General features: G+C 70.3%; 12 protein-coding genes. 4 read left to right on the forward strand and 8 right to left on the reverse strand.

Going from position 1 to position 17,396, the window contains the following annotated elements:
* A partial coding sequence (locus tag M3N57_06030; protein MDP9022253.1) for a 1-(5-phosphoribosyl)-5-amino-4-imidazole-carboxylate carboxylase occupies positions 1 to 333 on the reverse strand: 333 nt, incomplete at its 3' end.
* A 135-nt stretch (positions 334 to 468) separates the two neighbouring features.
* Between M3N57_06030 and larE the strand changes: the two genes are divergently transcribed.
* Positions 469 to 1,293: an ATP-dependent sacrificial sulfur transferase LarE gene (gene larE, locus M3N57_06035; protein MDP9022254.1), complete on the forward strand. Its 825-nt coding sequence runs from the start codon at positions 469 to 471 to the stop codon at positions 1,291 to 1,293.
* A 45-nt stretch (positions 1,294 to 1,338) separates the two neighbouring features.
* On the opposite strand, the gene M3N57_06040 is transcribed toward larE, so the two are convergent.
* The 6 genes from M3N57_06040 to M3N57_06065 all read right to left on the reverse strand — a co-directional run bounded on the left by M3N57_06040 (position 1,339) and on the right by M3N57_06065 (position 11,628).
* Positions 1,339 to 2,247, reverse strand: a complete 909-nt coding sequence (locus tag M3N57_06040; GenBank protein ID MDP9022255.1) for a 1-acyl-sn-glycerol-3-phosphate acyltransferase — start codon at positions 2,245 to 2,247, stop codon at positions 1,339 to 1,341.
* Entirely contained in the window at positions 2,247 to 3,806 is a 1,560-nt protein-coding gene (locus M3N57_06045) for a nickel-dependent lactate racemase (protein MDP9022256.1), read from the reverse strand. Before M3N57_06045 ends, M3N57_06040 begins: the two co-directional genes overlap by 1 nt.
* A gap of 32 nt (positions 3,807 to 3,838) precedes the next feature.
* A complete protein-coding gene (locus M3N57_06050; GenBank protein ID MDP9022257.1) occupies positions 3,839 to 5,035 on the reverse strand; it encodes a zinc-binding dehydrogenase in 1,197 nt (398 codons plus the stop codon).
* Positions 5,036 to 5,147: 112 nt separating this feature from the next.
* A complete protein-coding gene (locus M3N57_06055; protein MDP9022258.1) occupies positions 5,148 to 7,421 on the reverse strand; it encodes an HAD-IB family hydrolase in 2,274 nt (757 codons plus the stop codon).
* A gap of 152 nt (positions 7,422 to 7,573) precedes the next feature.
* On the reverse strand, positions 7,574 to 9,205 hold the full coding sequence (locus M3N57_06060) for an EAL domain-containing protein (protein MDP9022259.1): 1,632 nt from the start codon (positions 9,203 to 9,205) through the stop codon (positions 7,574 to 7,576).
* Positions 9,206 to 9,468: 263 nt separating this feature from the next.
* The gene (locus M3N57_06065) at positions 9,469 to 11,628 is read right to left on the reverse strand and encodes a heavy metal translocating P-type ATPase (protein ID MDP9022260.1); all 2,160 of its coding nucleotides are present in this window, start codon (positions 11,626 to 11,628) and stop codon (positions 9,469 to 9,471) included.
* Between the two features lie 249 nt (positions 11,629 to 11,877).
* On the opposite strand from M3N57_06065, the gene M3N57_06070 reads away from it, so the two are divergent.
* Positions 11,878 to 13,218, forward strand: a complete 1,341-nt coding sequence (locus M3N57_06070) for an MFS transporter (protein MDP9022261.1) — start codon at positions 11,878 to 11,880, stop codon at positions 13,216 to 13,218.
* Between the two features lie 6 nt (positions 13,219 to 13,224).
* Here the strand turns inward: M3N57_06070 and M3N57_06075 are convergent, their stop codons facing one another.
* A complete protein-coding gene (locus M3N57_06075; GenBank protein ID MDP9022262.1) occupies positions 13,225 to 14,874 on the reverse strand; it encodes an alpha-amylase family protein in 1,650 nt (549 codons plus the stop codon).
* A gap of 112 nt (positions 14,875 to 14,986) precedes the next feature.
* Here M3N57_06075 and M3N57_06080 point away from each other — a divergent pair, with 112 nt between their 5' ends.
* Together M3N57_06080 and M3N57_06085 are read left to right on the forward strand one after the other, a co-directional pair.
* Positions 14,987 to 16,570 (forward strand): alpha-amylase family glycosyl hydrolase, encoded by a 1,584-nt coding sequence (locus tag M3N57_06080; protein MDP9022263.1) that lies wholly within the window; start codon positions 14,987 to 14,989, stop codon positions 16,568 to 16,570.
* Between the two features lie 92 nt (positions 16,571 to 16,662).
* The coding region (locus tag M3N57_06085) for a hypothetical protein (GenBank protein MDP9022264.1) at positions 16,663 to 17,396 on the forward strand (734 nt) is incomplete at its 3' end.

The raw sequence follows: 17,396 nt of genomic DNA on the forward strand, positions 1-17,396 counted from the left end.
GCGGGCAACCACCACCCGGCCCACCTCGTCATGGCGCGCTGCGGGGGCGACCTCGTGGACGGCTGCGGCCTGGTCCTCGCTGACCCGTGTCACCAGGACGGGACCGTCGCCCGCCCGCAGCAGCTGCTGCACAGCGCGGGCGCACTGGTCGGCGGTCTTGCCCTCCCCGAACACCACCTCGGGGTCACCGGTGCGCAGCTCACGGTGGTGATCGAGCTTCAGATCGCCCAGATCCGCGAACGGCAGGTCGCGGAGCGCCGCCGCGGCGGCTGCGATGCTGACCTGTCCCGACCGGACCGCACCGAGCAGTTCCTGCAACGTCCCTGACGGCACCGAGCTCCTCCCGGATCACGCCGAGTCGGACGGCGACCGCGCCCCGTCCTGGTGGGCCTGCCCCTCGGACGCTACCGCCAGTGGGCACCGTTAGGCTCGGCGGGACACGCGACCGTCACCGACGCAGGGGCAGGCGTGTACGACGATGAGCGCCTCGATCGGCTCCACGCGGTCGTCGAGGGGCTCGGCAGCGTGGTCGTGGCCCTGTCGGGCGGGGTCGACTCCAGCCTGTTGGCGCACGCCTGTCACGCCGTCCTCGACGATCGCGCACTGGCGGTGGTGGCGCGGTCACCGTCGCTCCCGCGCCGCGAACTGGACATCGCCGGCCGGGTGGCGGAACACATCGGGATCGCCTGCGAGGTGATCGACACGGCCGAGGTCGATGATCCCCGTTACGCCGCGAACCCGCGCAACCGCTGCTACTTCTGCAAGGACGAGCTGTTCTCCCACCTCGATCGCGTGGCCGTCGAGCGCGGCTTCGCGTGCGTGGCGTACGGGGAGAACCTCGACGACGACGGCGACCACCGTCCTGGCCGCGCTGCGGCCGTCCGCCACGGGGTCCGCGCCCCGCTGCGCGAGGCGGAACTGACCAAAGCCGACGTCCGAGACCTGGCCCGCGCCCTTGACCTCCCGGTGTGGGACAAGCCGGCGTTCGCGTGCCTGGCGTCACGCTTCCCGCACGGCACGGAGATCACCCCGGCAGCACTGCGGCAGGTCGAGGAGGCCGAGGATGCACTGTGGAGGTTGGGGGTCAGTCAGCTCCGGGTCCGCTACCACGGCGACCTCGCCCGCATCGAGGTGGACCCGGACGACCTCGAGCGGGTCGTCGCGCAGGCCGACGCCGTTGTGGCGGCGTTGCGCCGTGCCGGCTTCGTCCACGTGACGCTGGACCTGGCCGGTTACCGACGGGGCGGATCGGGCGCCACCCCCGGGGAGGGGCTGCTGCCCCTGGTGGATTGAGCCGGGCTCCGGCGAGCGAACCTGTGCCGGCGCACCGCAACCGGTTCAGCGCCGCCAGGCGCCTCGCCGGTCGCCAGCTGACGGGAGCGGTCGTGACGCCTCCCACACCCTCCGCCACCTGGCCACGTCCGGTGCACGTGCCGACGGGGTCTGATCCTCGGCGGCCCGGCGCAGCGACGCCCACCAGCTGTCCTCGTCCTCGTCGAGTAGGCGGGCGACCGCGTTCTCCAGCCGCTGTGCGAAATCGCCGCTGCGCTCCCCGTCGCGGGGTCTCACGGGAGGGCCGTAGTGGACGGTGACCGGCAGCCGGCCCGGCCGCGGCCAGCCCCGGCCCGGAGGCATCGCGGCGAACGCGCCGCGGATCGCCACGGGCACCGCCGGGATCCCGTGGCGCAGGCACAGGAAACCCGCACCACGCAGGAAGCCCTGCACCCACCCGTCGTCCGAACGGCCGCCCTCGGGGAACAGCAGCAGGTTCCACCCGTCGTCGAGCAGCTCACCGGGCAGCTCCGATAGCCGACCGCCGTCACGATCGACCGGGAAGGCGTTGAACAGCAACGTCGTGGCAGTCGCCCGCCACCACGCGGTGAAGAAGTAGTCGGAGGCGGCGTTGACCGCGGTGCGCCGCCGCCACGCGGGCGGGAGCGAATTGAGCAGCAGCGGCGCATCGAGGTGGCTGGAGTGGTTGCTGGCGAACACCACCGGCCCGGTCAGGGCGTCGAGGTTGTCGAGCCCGCGGACCGCGGGGGAGACCTGGGACCACACCAGGGGCTTCAGCCCGAACCGCTGTAGGGCGTCTCGTGCGATCCGGGCCGGTGGCGTCCGCGCCCAGGCGGTGGGGAACTCGTCGTCCTCACCCTCGTCGACGTGGGGTGCGGCGGAGGCGGGCACCAAAGGGCGGCGGGTCCACCGCCAGCCTCGCGCCATGTCGCGGATCTGGCGCACCAGCGACATCAGCGCACCTCGGCGAGTGTCAGCGGTGGTGTGTGCAGGTAGGTCAGCGTGGGGCTGGGACCGACGGTGTCGCTGAGCATCTCCAGCGCGTCGTCGAGGGTCGAGGCGCTGCGGAACCCCATCCGCGCGACCGATCGGCGGTCGCCACCGACGAAGATCACGTCGCTCAAGTGGTCGAGAGCGTGCGCTCCCCAGTACCACATGTAGAACGGGTGCACGCCGTGGTAGGCGTACGACGTGCGGTACAGGTGGATGTACCACGGGTCGGTGGCGTACTGCTCCTCGTACTTGGCCTCGATCGTCGCCGGGTCGGTCGACTCGGCCAGGACCTCTTCGAAGAAGTCGACGTAGCTGGGATGGTGCACCTGGTGGAAGTCGCGCGGCACCGGGTGGTAGCAGATCATCGCCCCACCGGGACGCACCAGCGGTTTGCCGCGGTAGCTGTTGAAGAAGTACCCCAGGCCCAAGCACATCGCCAGGATCGGGTTCATGATCGAGTTCACGTTGTACGGGCAGATGTAGGGCAACCCCACCACCAGAACGTCCGACTGGCCGTCGACCTCGACCAGCTGCTGGCGGTGCACGCTCTCCAGCGTGCGCTCGTGGACGGCGTCGGTCTCGCCCGCGTGGATGCCGGTCACGCCGTACGGGGCGACCGTGCGGTGGAAGATCGGTCGCCGGGCTCGGCGGGGCAGGACAGACAGGCCCTGGCGGACGGCGAACATCGAGGCCTGGTCCTTCAGCGACCACTCCCACTCGCGCTTGTTCAGGAACCCGTACGGCTCCGGGAACGTGTCGTTGTTGAGCGTCGTCTCGACCGTGAACACCTTCAGGTGATCGGCCAGCAGCCGACCCATGCGCGTCGCCGACTCGTGCAGCGCCGAGTGCGACGGATCCATGAAGCTGGTTGACCGCACCATGGTGTGGACGTTGTGGTGGGGTCGCAGGCTGCGGTACGACGCCAACCCGACGGGGACGGATTTGTGCCCGCCGTCCATCGCGACCAGGTTGATGTTGACGTACACCAGCAGGTCGGACTCGGCCGCGCGCCGGTTGATCTCGACGTCCTCGCCTCGGTCGGTCTCCCCGATGTGGAGCAGGTTGTCGGGATCCTCAGCGTCGTGGTTGACGAGCCGGTCGGGCCAGAACGAACGGAACACCCGCTCGCCGACCACCCGCTGGATCTCCGCAGGGGTCATGCGCCGGTGAAGTGAGTTCGCGACGATCAGCATCACGTCGTCCACCCCGGCTTCCGCGGCGAGCTCGAGGACCTGCTCGATCACCCGTTGGCGGATGTCGGGCGTCTGCATCGGGGGCAGGGGCAGGGAGATGTCGTCGAACGCGATCGTCAGCCGCATGCCCGGGCGGAGCAGCTCGGGGAGAGGTTCGCTGTTGCGTGGTTGCAGGAGCGCGTCACGGACGGCCGCGTCGACGTCGTCGATCCCCGGCAGTGAGTCCGGCGGGTAGACGACCCGAGTCCCCAGCGGGAACCGTTCCAAGCGGAAGTCCAGGCCTTCGTGGACCAGGAGTGGCGGCGTGCGCTCGTCGACCTCCAGCACGAACCCCGGTCTTCCCACGGCTGCCTCCTTGTTCACTGGGTGAGGTCGAAGACGACCTTCACCGTGCCGAGCCGTCCCGCATCCAGCGCGTGATCGATGGCCTCGCGCCAGCGTGGCAACGGGTACGGCGAGGCGACCAGCCCATCCAGCGGGGCGTCGCCAGCCATCTGCAGCGCCAGATCGAACGCCGCGACCTGCTCGCCGTTGACCTCCTCGGTGCCGCTGGCGTACGCGCCCACCACTTGCAACTCCCGGAACCAGGCGGGGGCGAGGTCGGTCCCGCCCGCGGGCATGCCGGCCAGGACGACCCGTCCACCGGCGCGTGTGGTGCGCAGCGCCGTGTCCAGTGAGCCGGCCGACCCGACACAGTCGATCGCCACGTCGACGCCCCCGAGCAGGAAGGATCGGCCACGCTCGGGATCCAGTCGCAGCGCGCGTGTGGCGCGCCGGACGGCGTTCACCGACCGAGCAGGGGCAACGACCTCGGTGGCCCCGAACGCGCGCGCGAGCTCGGCCTGGCGGCGGTGCTTGGCCACGACGGTGATCTCTCCGGCTGCGGTGAGCTCCTTCAGCGCCAGGAGGGTGAGGAGCCCGACCGAGCCGGCGCCGACAACCAGCACCCGCTGCCGGGACGTCACGCCGGCGCGGAGCGCGACGTGCGCCGCACAGGCCAGCGGCTCGACCAGCACCGCCCGCTCGTCGGGTAGGTCGTCGGGGACCGGGTACAGCTGGGAGCGGTGGGCGACGAACTCGTGGCTCCAACCGCCGCCCGTGTCCGTGCAGAAGCCGGTCTGCAAGCCCGGGGACAGGTGCCCGACCGAGATCCGCGCGCAGCGGTTGCGTTGCCCGGCGGTGCACGCGGCGCAGGGGCCCACCCCGCGGGCGTCGCAGTTCAGCAGCGGATCCAGCACCACGCGCGTGCCAGCAGGGATGTCGTCGACGTCGTCGCGCAGCTCACCGACCACCTCGTGACCCGGGACGAACGGCAGCGAGATCAGCGGCGAGAAGTACAGCGAGCTCCGCCCGGCGATCGTCGCGAGGTCCGACCCGCAGATGCCCGACAGACGCGGGCGGACCCGCCCCCAGCCCGGCCGGTCGGGACGGGGCCCGTTGCGGTCCACCAGTCGCAGCGGCGCCAGCGGCCCGGCGATCGCGCCGGGGACGCGACGCCCCACCACCCGCGACGCCACGTAGCGGGGGACCGATCGGTACAGCTCCAGCGCCTTCACGGCTGCGGTCCTGCCGCCGGTCGGCCGCTCGGACAGCCGGGCCTGTACGGCGCGAACGCGTACCGGATCGCCTGGTCGGTGGACCGAGCACCTGCCGTGCGCAGACCGACCGTCATGGGCTGTTCCCCACGTACCGGGCGGGCAGGAGCACCCGAGGGGTGCCTCCGGCCAGCTCCCACCGCTCCACCGGCCAACGCCGGCTACTGGCGCGGCGGAACAGGTGGACGTCAGGGTTGACGGCGACCGGGTTGCCGACCGCCTCGAGCAACGGCAGGTCGGAGTGGTTGTCGGCGTACGCGTACGAGGCCGCCAGGTCCACCCCGGTGCGCTTGGCGTAGCGGCGCAGCCACGCGGAGCGGGCCTCGCCGACCAGCGGTGGGCGGATCAGGATCCCGGTGCAGATGCCGTCAGCCTCGGTGGCCAGTTCCGCGGCGACGATCTCGTCGAAGAGGGGGGCGAGCGGAAGCGCGAGCAGGTCGAGGGCACCGGTGATGAGGATCGTGCGGTGGCCGGCGCTGCGGTGGGCGCGGATGCGGCGGATCGCCTGCGGTGACGCCCGTTGGAGGAGCAGCTCGGCGATCTGGTCCTCGACGAGCCGACGCAGTGCCGGCAGGGACGCACCCTCGTAGCGGCGGTAGAAGTTACGCAGGAACCCCTCGCGGGTCCGTTGCTCAGCGATCAGGTACCGGGGAGCATCCCATGCCAGCGTGCCCGCGTGGCGGACCCAGCCCGCCCCGTCGGTCTCGGCCATGCGCAGCCAAAGGTACGACTCGACCACGTTGGTCGAGACCACGGTCCCGTCCAGGTCGAAGACGGCGACCGCGGAACCGTTGGACGCCAGTCCGTCGGCGGGAGTCATCGACGGCCGTGACCGCGGCTCCGGCTCACGCAGCGGCGCGGACACGCTCGGGCAGTGCACATCCTTGAGGTAATGGGGCCAGTCGAAAGCGGCTGCGTCGAACGGGAAGAGGCGTTGATCTCCCGGGTCGAGTGACCGCAGCAGCTTCTGGGTGCGGTCGTCGGTGTAGATCACTTCGATGTCGACGTAGGCACCGTAGAGGTCGGCGTACTGGCGCATGAACTCGACCTGGCGGCGGCGGCGGTAGATCCGCCGAGCGAGCGTCCGGGTCCGCTCCGATCGCGGTAGCCATTCCACGGCCGTGTCGGCGAACTCGACCAGCCGCTCGCCCGCTCGCAGCAGCCGCATCACCCGAGAGGTGCCGGGGAAGTCCCAGCGGGGCGGGTCGACCGGACCGTGGTCGCGGTCAGGGATGGGATGTTCGACGAAGTACTCGCGGACCAGCTCGTACAGGGTGCGGAAACGCAACGGGTTCCGCGCCCCGGAGCACACGTGGTAGTAGGCATGTCCCGAGTCCTGCGGCGGGTTGGCGGCGATCGCGATCAGGGCGTTGACGACCAGGTCGACCGGGATGAAGTCGATCACGCCGTCGGGGATCCCCGGGAACTCGGGGAGCGCCCCACGCCCGAAGCCGAGGATGATCGGCTCGGCCATCTTGTAGCCCACGATCCATCCCGGCCGCGGATGGCGGAGCGCCGACTCGATGATCGAAGGCCGCACGACCGAGAGCGGCAGGTCGGCGCACACCTCCTCAGCGCAGCGCTCCCCCAGCGCCTTGGTGAGGGTGTACACGTCCGGCCAGCCCAGGCTCTGGGCGCGCTTCCGCCCCCGCTCGACGAGGTGTTCCTCAACCCACTCGCGACGGCGGTTCTCCGCGTCGCGGGCGACCGCTTTGGGACCGGCCTTGCGGTGCTCGCCGCGCGCGTCCTCCAACAGACGCTCGAGGAGCTCGGAGTCGCGTGAACGGCGCTCGACGTGCTGGCGGGCGTGGCTCGCAGCGTCCGCTTCCGCCCGCCAATCGACATCGTGCTCGAGCGGCGCTTCCGGGATCACGCCTTGCGTCACACCGGCGACGTAGGCGGTCGACACGTGCACGACGTGCGGTGCGCCACCGGCCTCCTGTACCGAGCGGTACAGCCGCTCAACGCCGACGACGTTCGTGTGGAAGGCCGCATCGATGGGGGAATCGAACGAGACGCTGCCGGCGAGATGGATCACCACGTCGATGTCGCCGGGGATGGACGGCGGCTGACCGGTGACGTCGCCCTCGACGACCTCGATGCGTTCGTCGAGGAACGCGTCGACCGCCTCTGCTCCGATCCGGTCACGCAGCGGCTGGAACACCGGTGCGGTCAGCAGCTGGGCGACCCGGTCGCGGGCGGCGACTCCATCCTTCGAGCGGACCAGCACCACCAGGCGGGTCTCGGGAAGGTCAGCGAGGACCCGCTCGAGCAGTGCCTGACCGAGGAAGCCCGTGACCCCCGTCAGGAACATCCGCTTCCCGGCGAGCCGGTCAGCGATCGGCATCGTTGCCTCCCCAAGCCACTCGAGCAGCTTCGCGGCGTGGTGGCCCCGTCGACGCCGAGGAGCAGCCGTCACCGGTGGTGACCAGGGGCGCACCACGGTGACGACCCTATACCGGACGGGCGACGAAGATCGCTGGCCGACCGCCGCGGGCGTTAGTCGGCGATGACAGACGAGCGATCGGACGAGAGCATCACCTGGCGCACCGGGAGGTCACAAGGCCGGCACAGGGCGAAGCCCTGTCCGCAGTGGACCCCGAGGTCCTGCAGCGTGCGTAACTCCTCGGAGTGTTCGATGCCCTCGGCGACCAGCCGCTTGCCGTTCTCGTGTGCGAACGTGACCAGCGACAGAGCCAGCGAGCGACGCACCGGATCGATGTGGACGTCACGCGTGAGGCTGAGATCCAACTTGATGATCGCCGGATCGAGACGGACCACGTGACGGAGGCTGGCGAACCCGGCCCCGGCGTCGTCCACCGCGAGGCGCACCCTGTGCTCCGCCAGGACGCGCAGCGACTCGTGGAGCGTCGAGTAGTCGTCCACCGGGGCGTGCTCAGTGACCTCCAGCACGACCCGCTCGCCGGGGTAGCGGGCGATCAGGTCGTGGAAGCGCTCGCTCTGCACCGTCGACGGCGAGACGTTCACCGCGAGGTACGCGTCGGGAGGCAGCTGCGCCATCGCACTCAGCGCCTTCCGCGCCGCGGCGACCTCCAGCTCGAGGCCGAGACCGCCCTCGTGTGCGTCGTCGAACCAGGCGTTGGGTGGGCGGTTCGGCAGGGTGAGGAACCGGCTGAGTGCCTCGACGCCCACCAGCTCGCCGGAGCGCAGGTCGTAGATCGGTTGGTAGAGGGTGCCGGGGTCGCCTGCGTCGAGCGCGCGGCGCACCCGCTCGAACGCTTCCTCGCGTGCTTGGCGCTCGGTGGTGTTGCCCGGCTGCAGCGTGTACGCCAAGGCGAGCTCCTGGTTGAGCCGCTCCGCGAGGGAACGTTCGTGACGGTCGAGCGCCTCGGTCATCTTCACGTACTGCGAGAGCAGGCCGGCGGCGGGGACGGCGAACTGCGCACCCCGCAGCAGCACGCTGGCCCACCACAACGCCCCGAAGAAGCGGTCAGCGAGGACGTCCAGGGCCAGATCCCACATCAGGAACGCCAGACCGATGGTGATCCACGCCTCCGACCAGCTGGCGCGCTGTGCGACCCGGCGCATCCATGCCACGGTCACCGCGACCGCGGCGAGCAGGAGCACGGACGCAGCGACACGGTAGGTGGTCGTGAACGTTCCATCGGCGCGCGCGAGTCGAGGCAGCGGCACCCCGGCCGGCTCCAACGCCGCCAGGATGGTCACCCCGACGCTGATCGCGACGAGCCACCGTCGCCACGTGGCGGCTGGCTGAGGTTGCGCCAGCGCCGCCACCGCGAAGGCGATCAGCGTCGCGTGCCACACCAGGTACAGCGCAGCGGCCGTGTTCGGTCCCGTGTTGAGCAGGTCGCCGTCGCGTAGGAAGCTCGGCAGACTGACCGCGGTCAGACTCACACCGAGGGCTGCCACGAAGTACCCGGGGGTCATCCACTCCAGCAGCGGCTCGTGACGGACCCGCGTGGTGACGCCCAGCAGGTACCCCACGAGGACAGCGGCGATGAACGCCACGGTGTAGACGATGACGGCCGTCGGCAGCAGCCCCTGAAGCGGCTCAGCGACGGCCACGACCAGCGCCACGACGACGGCCGCCACGATCGTCGCAACGGGGATCGCCACGGCGTTGACCGTGTGTGCCGGCTTGTCGCCCATCGGACGGTAGGCCGCGTTGACGTCTGGCCTGGTGTCTTGACCGAGGTCCCGTGACAACCTTCACCCCATGGAGGTACCCACCCTGTGAGCGCCGCGGCACGCCGGCGGGTCACGGGTCAACCCGGATCGCTACCGGCCCTGATCACTCACAGCTAGGTAGACACTACGGGCAGTCGCACGTGAGCGATCGGGCGTCCCCGTCCGAACGTGCAGTGCGGCCCGGCCGTCGAGGATCCACGCCGACGACGACACCGGCTGCGGGGTCACCGCCTCGCACCGCTCCCGGGCCGGCCGAAGCGGCGCAGCCGCAACGAGTTCGTCACCACGCTGACGCTGGAGAACGCCATCGCCGCCCCGGCGATGACCGGGTTGAGCAGACCGACCGCAGCCAGCGGGATCGCCAGCGTGTTGTACCCGAACGCCCAGCCGAGGTTCTGCAGGATGGTGCGGTAGGTGCGCCGCGAGAGCTCGATCGCGGTGACCACCCCGTCGAGGTCTCCGCGCATCAGCGTCAGGTCGCTGGACTCGATCGCCACGTCGGTGCCTGTGCCGATGGCGATCCCCAGGTCGGCCTGGACCAAGGCGGGGGCGTCGTTCACCCCGTCGCCGACCATGGCCACCACCTTGCCGTCGGCCTGCAGGCGTTGGATCTCATCCTTCTTGTCGGCGGGAAGCACCTCGGCGAGCACCCGGTCGATCCCCACCTGATCTGCGATCGCCTGGGCGGTGCGGGCGTTGTCGCCGGTGATCATCGCGACCTCGAGGCCGAGCCGGTGCATGTGCGCCACCACCTCGGCGGCCTCGTCCTTGAGCGTGTCGGCCACCGCGAGGACGCCGCGGATCTCACCGTCCCACCCAGCGAACACCGCAGTGCGACCGCGTGCCTCGAGACCGGCGGCAGCGTCCTCCAACGCCTCAGACACGAGCAGACCAGCGTCAGCGGCGAGCTTGCGTCGACCGACCCACACGGTGACGCCATCGACGTCAGCGCGGACACCCTGGCCTGCCACCGCCGCGAACCCGGCGGCTGGAGGCAGCTGCAGTCCCCGGCCGCGGGCACCGGCCACGATCGCCTGACCGACTGGGTGCTCACTGTCAGCTTCGGCGGAGGCGGCGCGGCTCAGGAGCGCGGCGTCGTCGACGCCCGCTGCGGGGACAACGTCGGTGAGCGACATCTGCCCTCGGGTCAACGTCCCGGTCTTGTCGAACACGACGGTGGTGATGGTGCGGGTGCGCTCCAGCGCTTCCACACCCTTGATCAGCACCCCGAGGTCGGCGCCGCGGCCGGTCCCGACCATGATCGCGGTCGGTGTCGCCAACCCCAGCGCGCACGGGCAGGCGATGATCAACACCGCCACCGCCGCGACCAGACCGCCGAGGGGCTGGCCGCGCACCAGCCACCAGGCCAGGAAGGTGACCGCAGCCACGCCGATGACGCTGGGTACGAACACAGCCGACACGCGGTCGGAGAGGCGCTGGACCTGGGCCTTCCCGGCCTGCGCCTCCTCGACCATCGCGACGATCTGCGCCAGCGCGGTCTCGGCGCCGACCGCGGTCGCGCGGACCGTGAGCGCCCCGCTCGTGTTCACCGTCGCGCCCGCCACGCCCTGCCCGGGGCTCTTGTCCACGGGGACCGACTCGCCGGTGAGCATCGACTCGTCCACGGCTGATGCGCCGTCGACGACGACACCGTCCGTGGGGATCTTCTCGCCGGGACGGACCCGCATGAGGTCACCGACCCGGACCTGGTCGACCGGGACCGTCACCTCCTCGCCGTCGCGGATGACCCTCGCCTGTTTGGCCCCCAGCTCGAGGAGCGCACGGATCGCCCGCCCCGCCCGGCTCTTGGCGCGCGCCTCGAAGTAGCGTCCGAGGACCAGGAAGGCGATGATCAGGGCCGCGGTCTCGAAGTACAGCTCACCCCCGGCCACCAGCGCCACCGCCGAATAGCTGTACGCGGCCAGCGTTCCGATCGCGATCAGCGTGTCCATGTTGGCGGTGAGGCGGCGAGCGCGACGGGCCGCCTCGCGCAGGAACGGCCAGCCGACCACGAACTGCACCACGGTGGTCAGGACCAGCTGCGTCCAGCGGGCGACCGGCTGCTCGCCGAGCGCCCCCGAGAACATCGCTAGGTACGTCACCACGGCGGCCAACGGCCACGCCAGCAGCACCCGCCGCAGCCACCCGCGCCGCGCCGCGTCCTCCGGGTCGTCGGCGTCGGTGACCTCGTATGACAACTCCGCTGCCGGGGTCAGCCCGTAGCCGGCGCCCTCGACGGCCTTCCGCAGGTCCGGGATCGTGGCGGTGGCGGGATCCAGTTCGACGCGGGCGCGGGCCGTGGCGAAGTTGACCTCGGCGGCGGACACCCCCGGCTGGCCGGCCAGCACCTTCTGCACCCGTGCCGCGCATGCCCCGCACGTCATGCCCTCCACCGCGAAGTCGGCGACACGGTGATCGGTCGGTGCGGGCGGTGACTTGGTCACGGTTGTTCCTCAGGCCGTCCGACAGGGACGCTGCTGGCGAGGGGGCGAGTCGTGTAACGCCTGGCTGGCGCCAACGCATCCCGCCGTGCTCGGCCGGCCGCGGGTCCGGCGGTGACGCCTTGTGACGCGGCTGCGCGCCACGCCGTGTCGCCCGAGCGGGGGACTTGGCTCTGTGGTAGGACGAGGTCGATGGAGACGCATGCGCCAGGTTTCACCATCCAGGAGGCGATCGACCGGATCGGCTTCGGGCCGTTCCAACGCAAGCTCATGCTCGTGGCCGGACTCACGTGGGCCGCGGACGCCGCGGAGGTGTTGCTGATCGCCTTCGCGCTCCCCGATGTCACGCGGGAGTTCGGACTGGACTCCTTGCAGGCCAGCCTGATCGTGACCGCCACGTTCCTCGGGATGCTCGTCGGGGCGTGGTTCTGGGGGAACGTCTCCGACCGCATCGGTCGGCGCACCGGCTTCCAGCTGACCGTCTTGATCTTCGCGGTGTTCGGTGCCCTGTCGGCCCTGGCACCCAACGCCTCGTGGCTGGCGATCTTACGGGCCATCACTGGCTTCGGTCTCGGGGGTGCCTTGCCGCTGGACTTCTCGCTGTTCGCCGAGTTCCTGCCCAGCCAGCGGCGTGGACGCTACCTGGTGCTGCTGGAGAGCTTCTGGGCGCTGGGAACGATCGTCGCGGCGGGGCTCGCCTGGCTGCTGGTCCCCACGGTCGGGTGGCGTCCGCTGCTGGCCTCGACGGGGGTCGCGGCTTTCCTCGTGCTGTGGATCCGGGCGCAGGTCCCCGAGTCGCCCCGCTACCTCGCCACTGCCGGGCGCCTGGATGAGGCACGTGCTGTGCTGGCCCAGGTCGCGGAAGCCAACGACCGCCCGGTGCCCCAGCTCGAGGAAGCCGTCCCCGCAGGTCGCCCCGCCACGACGCCGGCGACGTTGTGGGAGCCGCGGTTCCGGCGCCGCACCACCATGTTGTGGCTCGCGTGGTTCGGGATCTCGTTGGGCTACTACGGCATGTTCACGTGGCTGCCGAGCGTGTTCGTGGGCCGCGGCTTCACGTTCCTCGACACCTTCCAGTACACCTTCATCCTCGCGCTCGCCCAGATCCCGGGGTACTTCTCCGCCGCCTACCTCGTCGAACGCTGGGGACGGAAGCCGACCCTGGCGTCCTACCTCGCGGTCGCGGGGGTCTTCACCTACCTGTTCGCCACCGTGTCCACCACGGCGTGGATCGTGACGTCGGCCGTGCTGATGAGCTTCTTCTCGCTGGGGGCCTGGGGAGCGCTGTACGCCTACACCCCTGAGCTGTACCCGACCGAAGCCCGTGCCACCGGTGTGGGGTGGGCCAGCGGCATGACCCGGATCGCCGGGGCGATCGCCCCCGTCCTGGGCGGGTTCCTGTTGCCCGTCTCGCTGGTGGTGGCGCTGACCGTCTACGCCGTCGGGTTCGTCGCTGCGGCCGCCTCGGTCGCGCTGCTGGGTGTCGAGACGCGCGGCGAGCCTCTGCTCGACATCGGCGGCGGAGCAACGTGAGATCGTTCAGGCGCTGGCGGGTGACGTGCCTCCGCTTCCGGCGCTGCGGCCCCGCAGCCAGCGGTAGCCGTACCCCTCGATCGCCAAGACCTGGCCTTCGGGTGCGGGGTAGTCCGAATCGGCGAACACGTCCGAGACGAACGCCAACTCCGTGATGATCCCGAGCTTGACCTGGCACGCCTGCGGCGAGAAGTTCGTCGCGACGATCACGACCTGGTCGAACAGGCGGTAGCCGATGGCCAGGACGCCGTCCACACCGGTGTCGAGAACCTCCCAGGTGCCGGAGCCGATCTCTGACTGCTGCCGCCGCACGCGTATCAGCCGTTGCATCCAGTTGAGGAAGGAACCGGGGTCGATCCGCTGTGCCGCGACGTTCACCTCCTCGTACCCGTACGGTCCTTCGCTGATGACCGGTCGTGCGAACGTCTCCGGATCGGCACTGGTGAAACCGGCGACGGCGTCGGATGACCACTGCATCACCGTCCGCACCGACATGCGTTCCCCGGCCGAGAGGTCGTCGCCCATGCCGATCTCCTCGCCGTAGCGCAGCATCGGTGCGCCCGGCAGCGACATCACCGCGGTGTAGGCCAGCTCCAGCCGGTGACGGTCACCGCCGAGCATGGGAGGAAGACGCCGGCGGATCCCACGCTTGTAGACCCGCATGTGCGGCTCCGGCGCGAACGCGGTCATGACCTCCTCGCGTTCGTCCTCGCTCAGCTTGGTGAGATCCAGCTCGTCGTGGTTCCGTGCCCAGTTGACGTAGACGCAGCCGGCCGACGGCACCGGCATGTCGTTCAGTCCCCGGCGCAGCGGTCCCGCGTCCTCACGAGCCAGCGCCAGGAACAGCTCGTTGTTCCATACGAAGTTGAACATCAGGTTCACGCGACGGCCGTCGCCGAAGAACGCGATGTAGTCCTCGGCGTCGACGTTCGCTTCGGCGAGGAGGACGCCTTCGTTCGTGTACTCGTCCACGATGGCTCTCATCTGTTCGATGAGCCACAGTCCGTCATCGGTGGGGTCGGCCCAACGCGCCTTGTGCGCGATGAACGGCGCAGCGTCGACGCGGAACCCCGCGACGCCGAGCTGTAACCAGAACTCCATCACCTTGAAGATTTCGTCGCGCACCTGCCGGTTGGCGAGGTTGAGGTCGGGCTGGTGGGCGTAGAACCAGTGCAGGTAGTAGGCGTCGACCTTCTCCTCGTAGGTCCAGAGACCGTCTTGCACCCCCGGGAAGACCGGGCCGTACCGTAGGTCCGCGACCGGCTCGTCACTCCAGATGTAGTAGTCGCGGAACTTCGACGTTGGGTCGGCCAGCGCCTGCTGGAACCACAGATGTTCACGGGACGTGTGGTTGACGACCAGGTCGATGATCACGCGGATACCACGCTGCTCCGCGTCACGGACGACGCGGACGAAGTCGCCCAGGTTGCCCAATCGCGGGTCAACGCTGTAGTAGTCGGTGACGTCGTACCCGGCGTCGCGGTTGGGAGACGGGAAGAACGGTTGGAGCCAGATGCAGTTGACGCCGAGCGCGGCCAGGTAGTCGAGCCGGGCGTGGACACCGGACAGGTCACCGATGCCGTCACCTTCGCTGTCGTCGAACGCTTCGACGTCTATGGCGTAGAACGTCGCGTTCTCGTACCAGGCTCTTCTCATGACAGCCTCCTGGTGATGCCGCTCCCGTGGCCACCAACCGTACGGCGCGGCCGGCGTTGCTCCGTTCGCACGGTGCCTACCCTCAACGGACACGACCGCCCGGGAGATGTGGATGGCTGAGCCCAGCGTCGTTCCCGACCATCCGCCGACGACGGTCGTCGAGGAGCCCGTCCGACCGACGTCGCCGTGGTGGCGATCGGGCGTCGTCTACCAGATCTACCCCCGATCGTTCGCGGACTCCGATGGAGACGGCGTCGGTGACCTGCCCGGGATCCGTTCCCGGCTGGAGTACCTGCGGTGGCTGGGGGTCGACGCGCTGTGGCTCTCGCCGATCTACCGCTCTCCGATGGCGGATTTCGGGTACGACGTGTCCGACCACTGCGACATCGATCCGTTGTTCGGAACGATGCACGACTTCGACACGCTGCTGCGCGACGCGCACGACCTCGGGATCCGGGTCCTGCTCGACTGGGTGCCCAACCACACCTCCGACAAGCATCCCTGGTTCGTGGAGTCGCGCCGGTCGCGGTGCTCGCGGAAGCGGGATTGGTACATCTGGCGTGAGGGGTCACCGGATCGGCCACCCAACAACTGGAGGGCAGCGTTCGGGGGATCGGCCTGGGCCTACGACGACCGCACCGACCAGTGGTACCTGCACCTGTTCCTCCCCCAGCAGCCCGATCTGAACTGGGCCAACCCGGACGTCGAAACCGCGATGCACGGCGTCCTCCGGTTCTGGCTGGATCGAGGAGTCGACGGTTTCCGCGCCGATGTCGTGCATCTGATCGGGAAGGACCCTGCGCTTCCCGACCAGCCACCGGAGCTGGCCGAACGTGACCTCGTCTCCGTCCACGATCACCCGGGGACGCACCACCTGCTCAAGCGGGTACGCAAGGTCCTCGACGACTACCCGGGCGACCGGATGATGGTGGGAGAGGTCAACCTCGAATCCGTGGAGCGGATCGCCCCGTACTACGGCGAGGGCGACCAGCTCAACTTGGTGTTCAACTTCTCGCCGCTGCACGCGCCGTGGGACGCTGCGACGTGGCGTGACGCGATCGAGTCGGTCGTCGTCACGCTCAGTCGCCGGCGGGCGTGGCCGACGTGGGTCCTGTCCAACCACGACGTATCACGCCACCGGACGCGTTACGGCGGCTCGCTGCAGCGGGCACGTGCAGCAGCCGTGCTGTTGCTGACGTTGCCGGGGACACCCTTCCTGTACCAGGGCGAGGAGCTGGGGCTGCTCGACGCCGACGTTCCCGCCGACCGCCGTGTCGACCCTGGGGGGCGTGACCCGTGTCGTGCGCCGATGCCGTGGTCGGCTGACCCACCGCACGGGTGGTCCGGTCGTCCGTGGCTACCGTGGCCGCCCCGCCCGGCCCGCCACGCCGTCGAGACCCAGCAAGAGCATGCGACGTCGATCTTGCGGCTGTACCGGGACCTGATCGCCGCGCGTCGGCGCTCCGTTGCCCTGGCGGTCGGGGACTGGACTGCTCTGGACACCCCCGATGGGGTCGTCGGCTACCGGCGGACGGCCGGACACGACCAGCGCACGATCCTGGTCAACTTCACCGACCAGCCACGGCGGGTCGAGGTCGACACGACGTTCGTGGTCGATATCTCCTCGGTTCGTCGCGGAGAAGGTCAGCCCTTCACCGGGCAGCTGCCCCGTGACGCCGCCGTGGTGCTGCGGTAGCGGTCGCCGCGTGCGCTGCGCTCGAGGCCAACAGGGCCGCTGCAGGTCGTCGTCGAGCCGCCGGTCGAGGCCGGCGTGAAGGAGGTCAGCACATGACGCAGCGGGCAGCGATCGTCGCGCTCGTCGCCGGGTTGGCTGCCGTGGCCATCTCGACGGGGTGCGCAGGCGACGACGAGCGAACGGCGGTCGGGCGTCTGCCGCCGTCCCACCACGTCCACGCGCTGCGGGCAGCCGACGACGGCACGCTCCTGCTGGGCCTGCACGGGGCACTGTGGCGCTCGAACGACGCAGGCCTGACCTGGGAGGAGGCCGGCCTCGAGGGCGAGGACGCGATGGCGATCGGGATCGATCCCGGCACTGACGGGCCGCTCCTGGTCGCCGGTCACGGCCTGCTGGCTCGTGCCCCGCGCCCCACGGCTCCGTTCGAGTCGCTGCGGCCCGACGAGCTCGGGTCGCTGGACATCCATGCTCTGGCCCAGGCCCCCTCCGAACCGACCACCGCCTACGCGTTCGTGGTCGACGCCGGGCTGTTCATCACGGACGACGCCGGTGACTCGTGGACCCAGGTCGCACCGGTCGGAGACGAGTTCGGGCCCGACATCACGGGGATGGCGGTGGATCCGGCCGACCCCGACACGCTGTTGATGGCAGGCGGGCGGACCGGGGTGGTGCGCTCAGCCGACGGCGGCCGCACGTTCACCCGGGTCGTCGGGGCCGGCGCGTTCTCGGTCGCGTACGTCGGTGACGGATCCGACCAGGCGGTCGCGGTCACACAACGGGGCATCGAGACGTCACAGGACGGCGGCAGGACGTGGCAGGTGGTCAC

This window comes from Actinomycetota bacterium, from assembly GCA_030776725.1.
Classification (GTDB): domain Bacteria; phylum Actinomycetota; class Nitriliruptoria; order Nitriliruptorales; family JAHWKO01; genus JAHWKW01.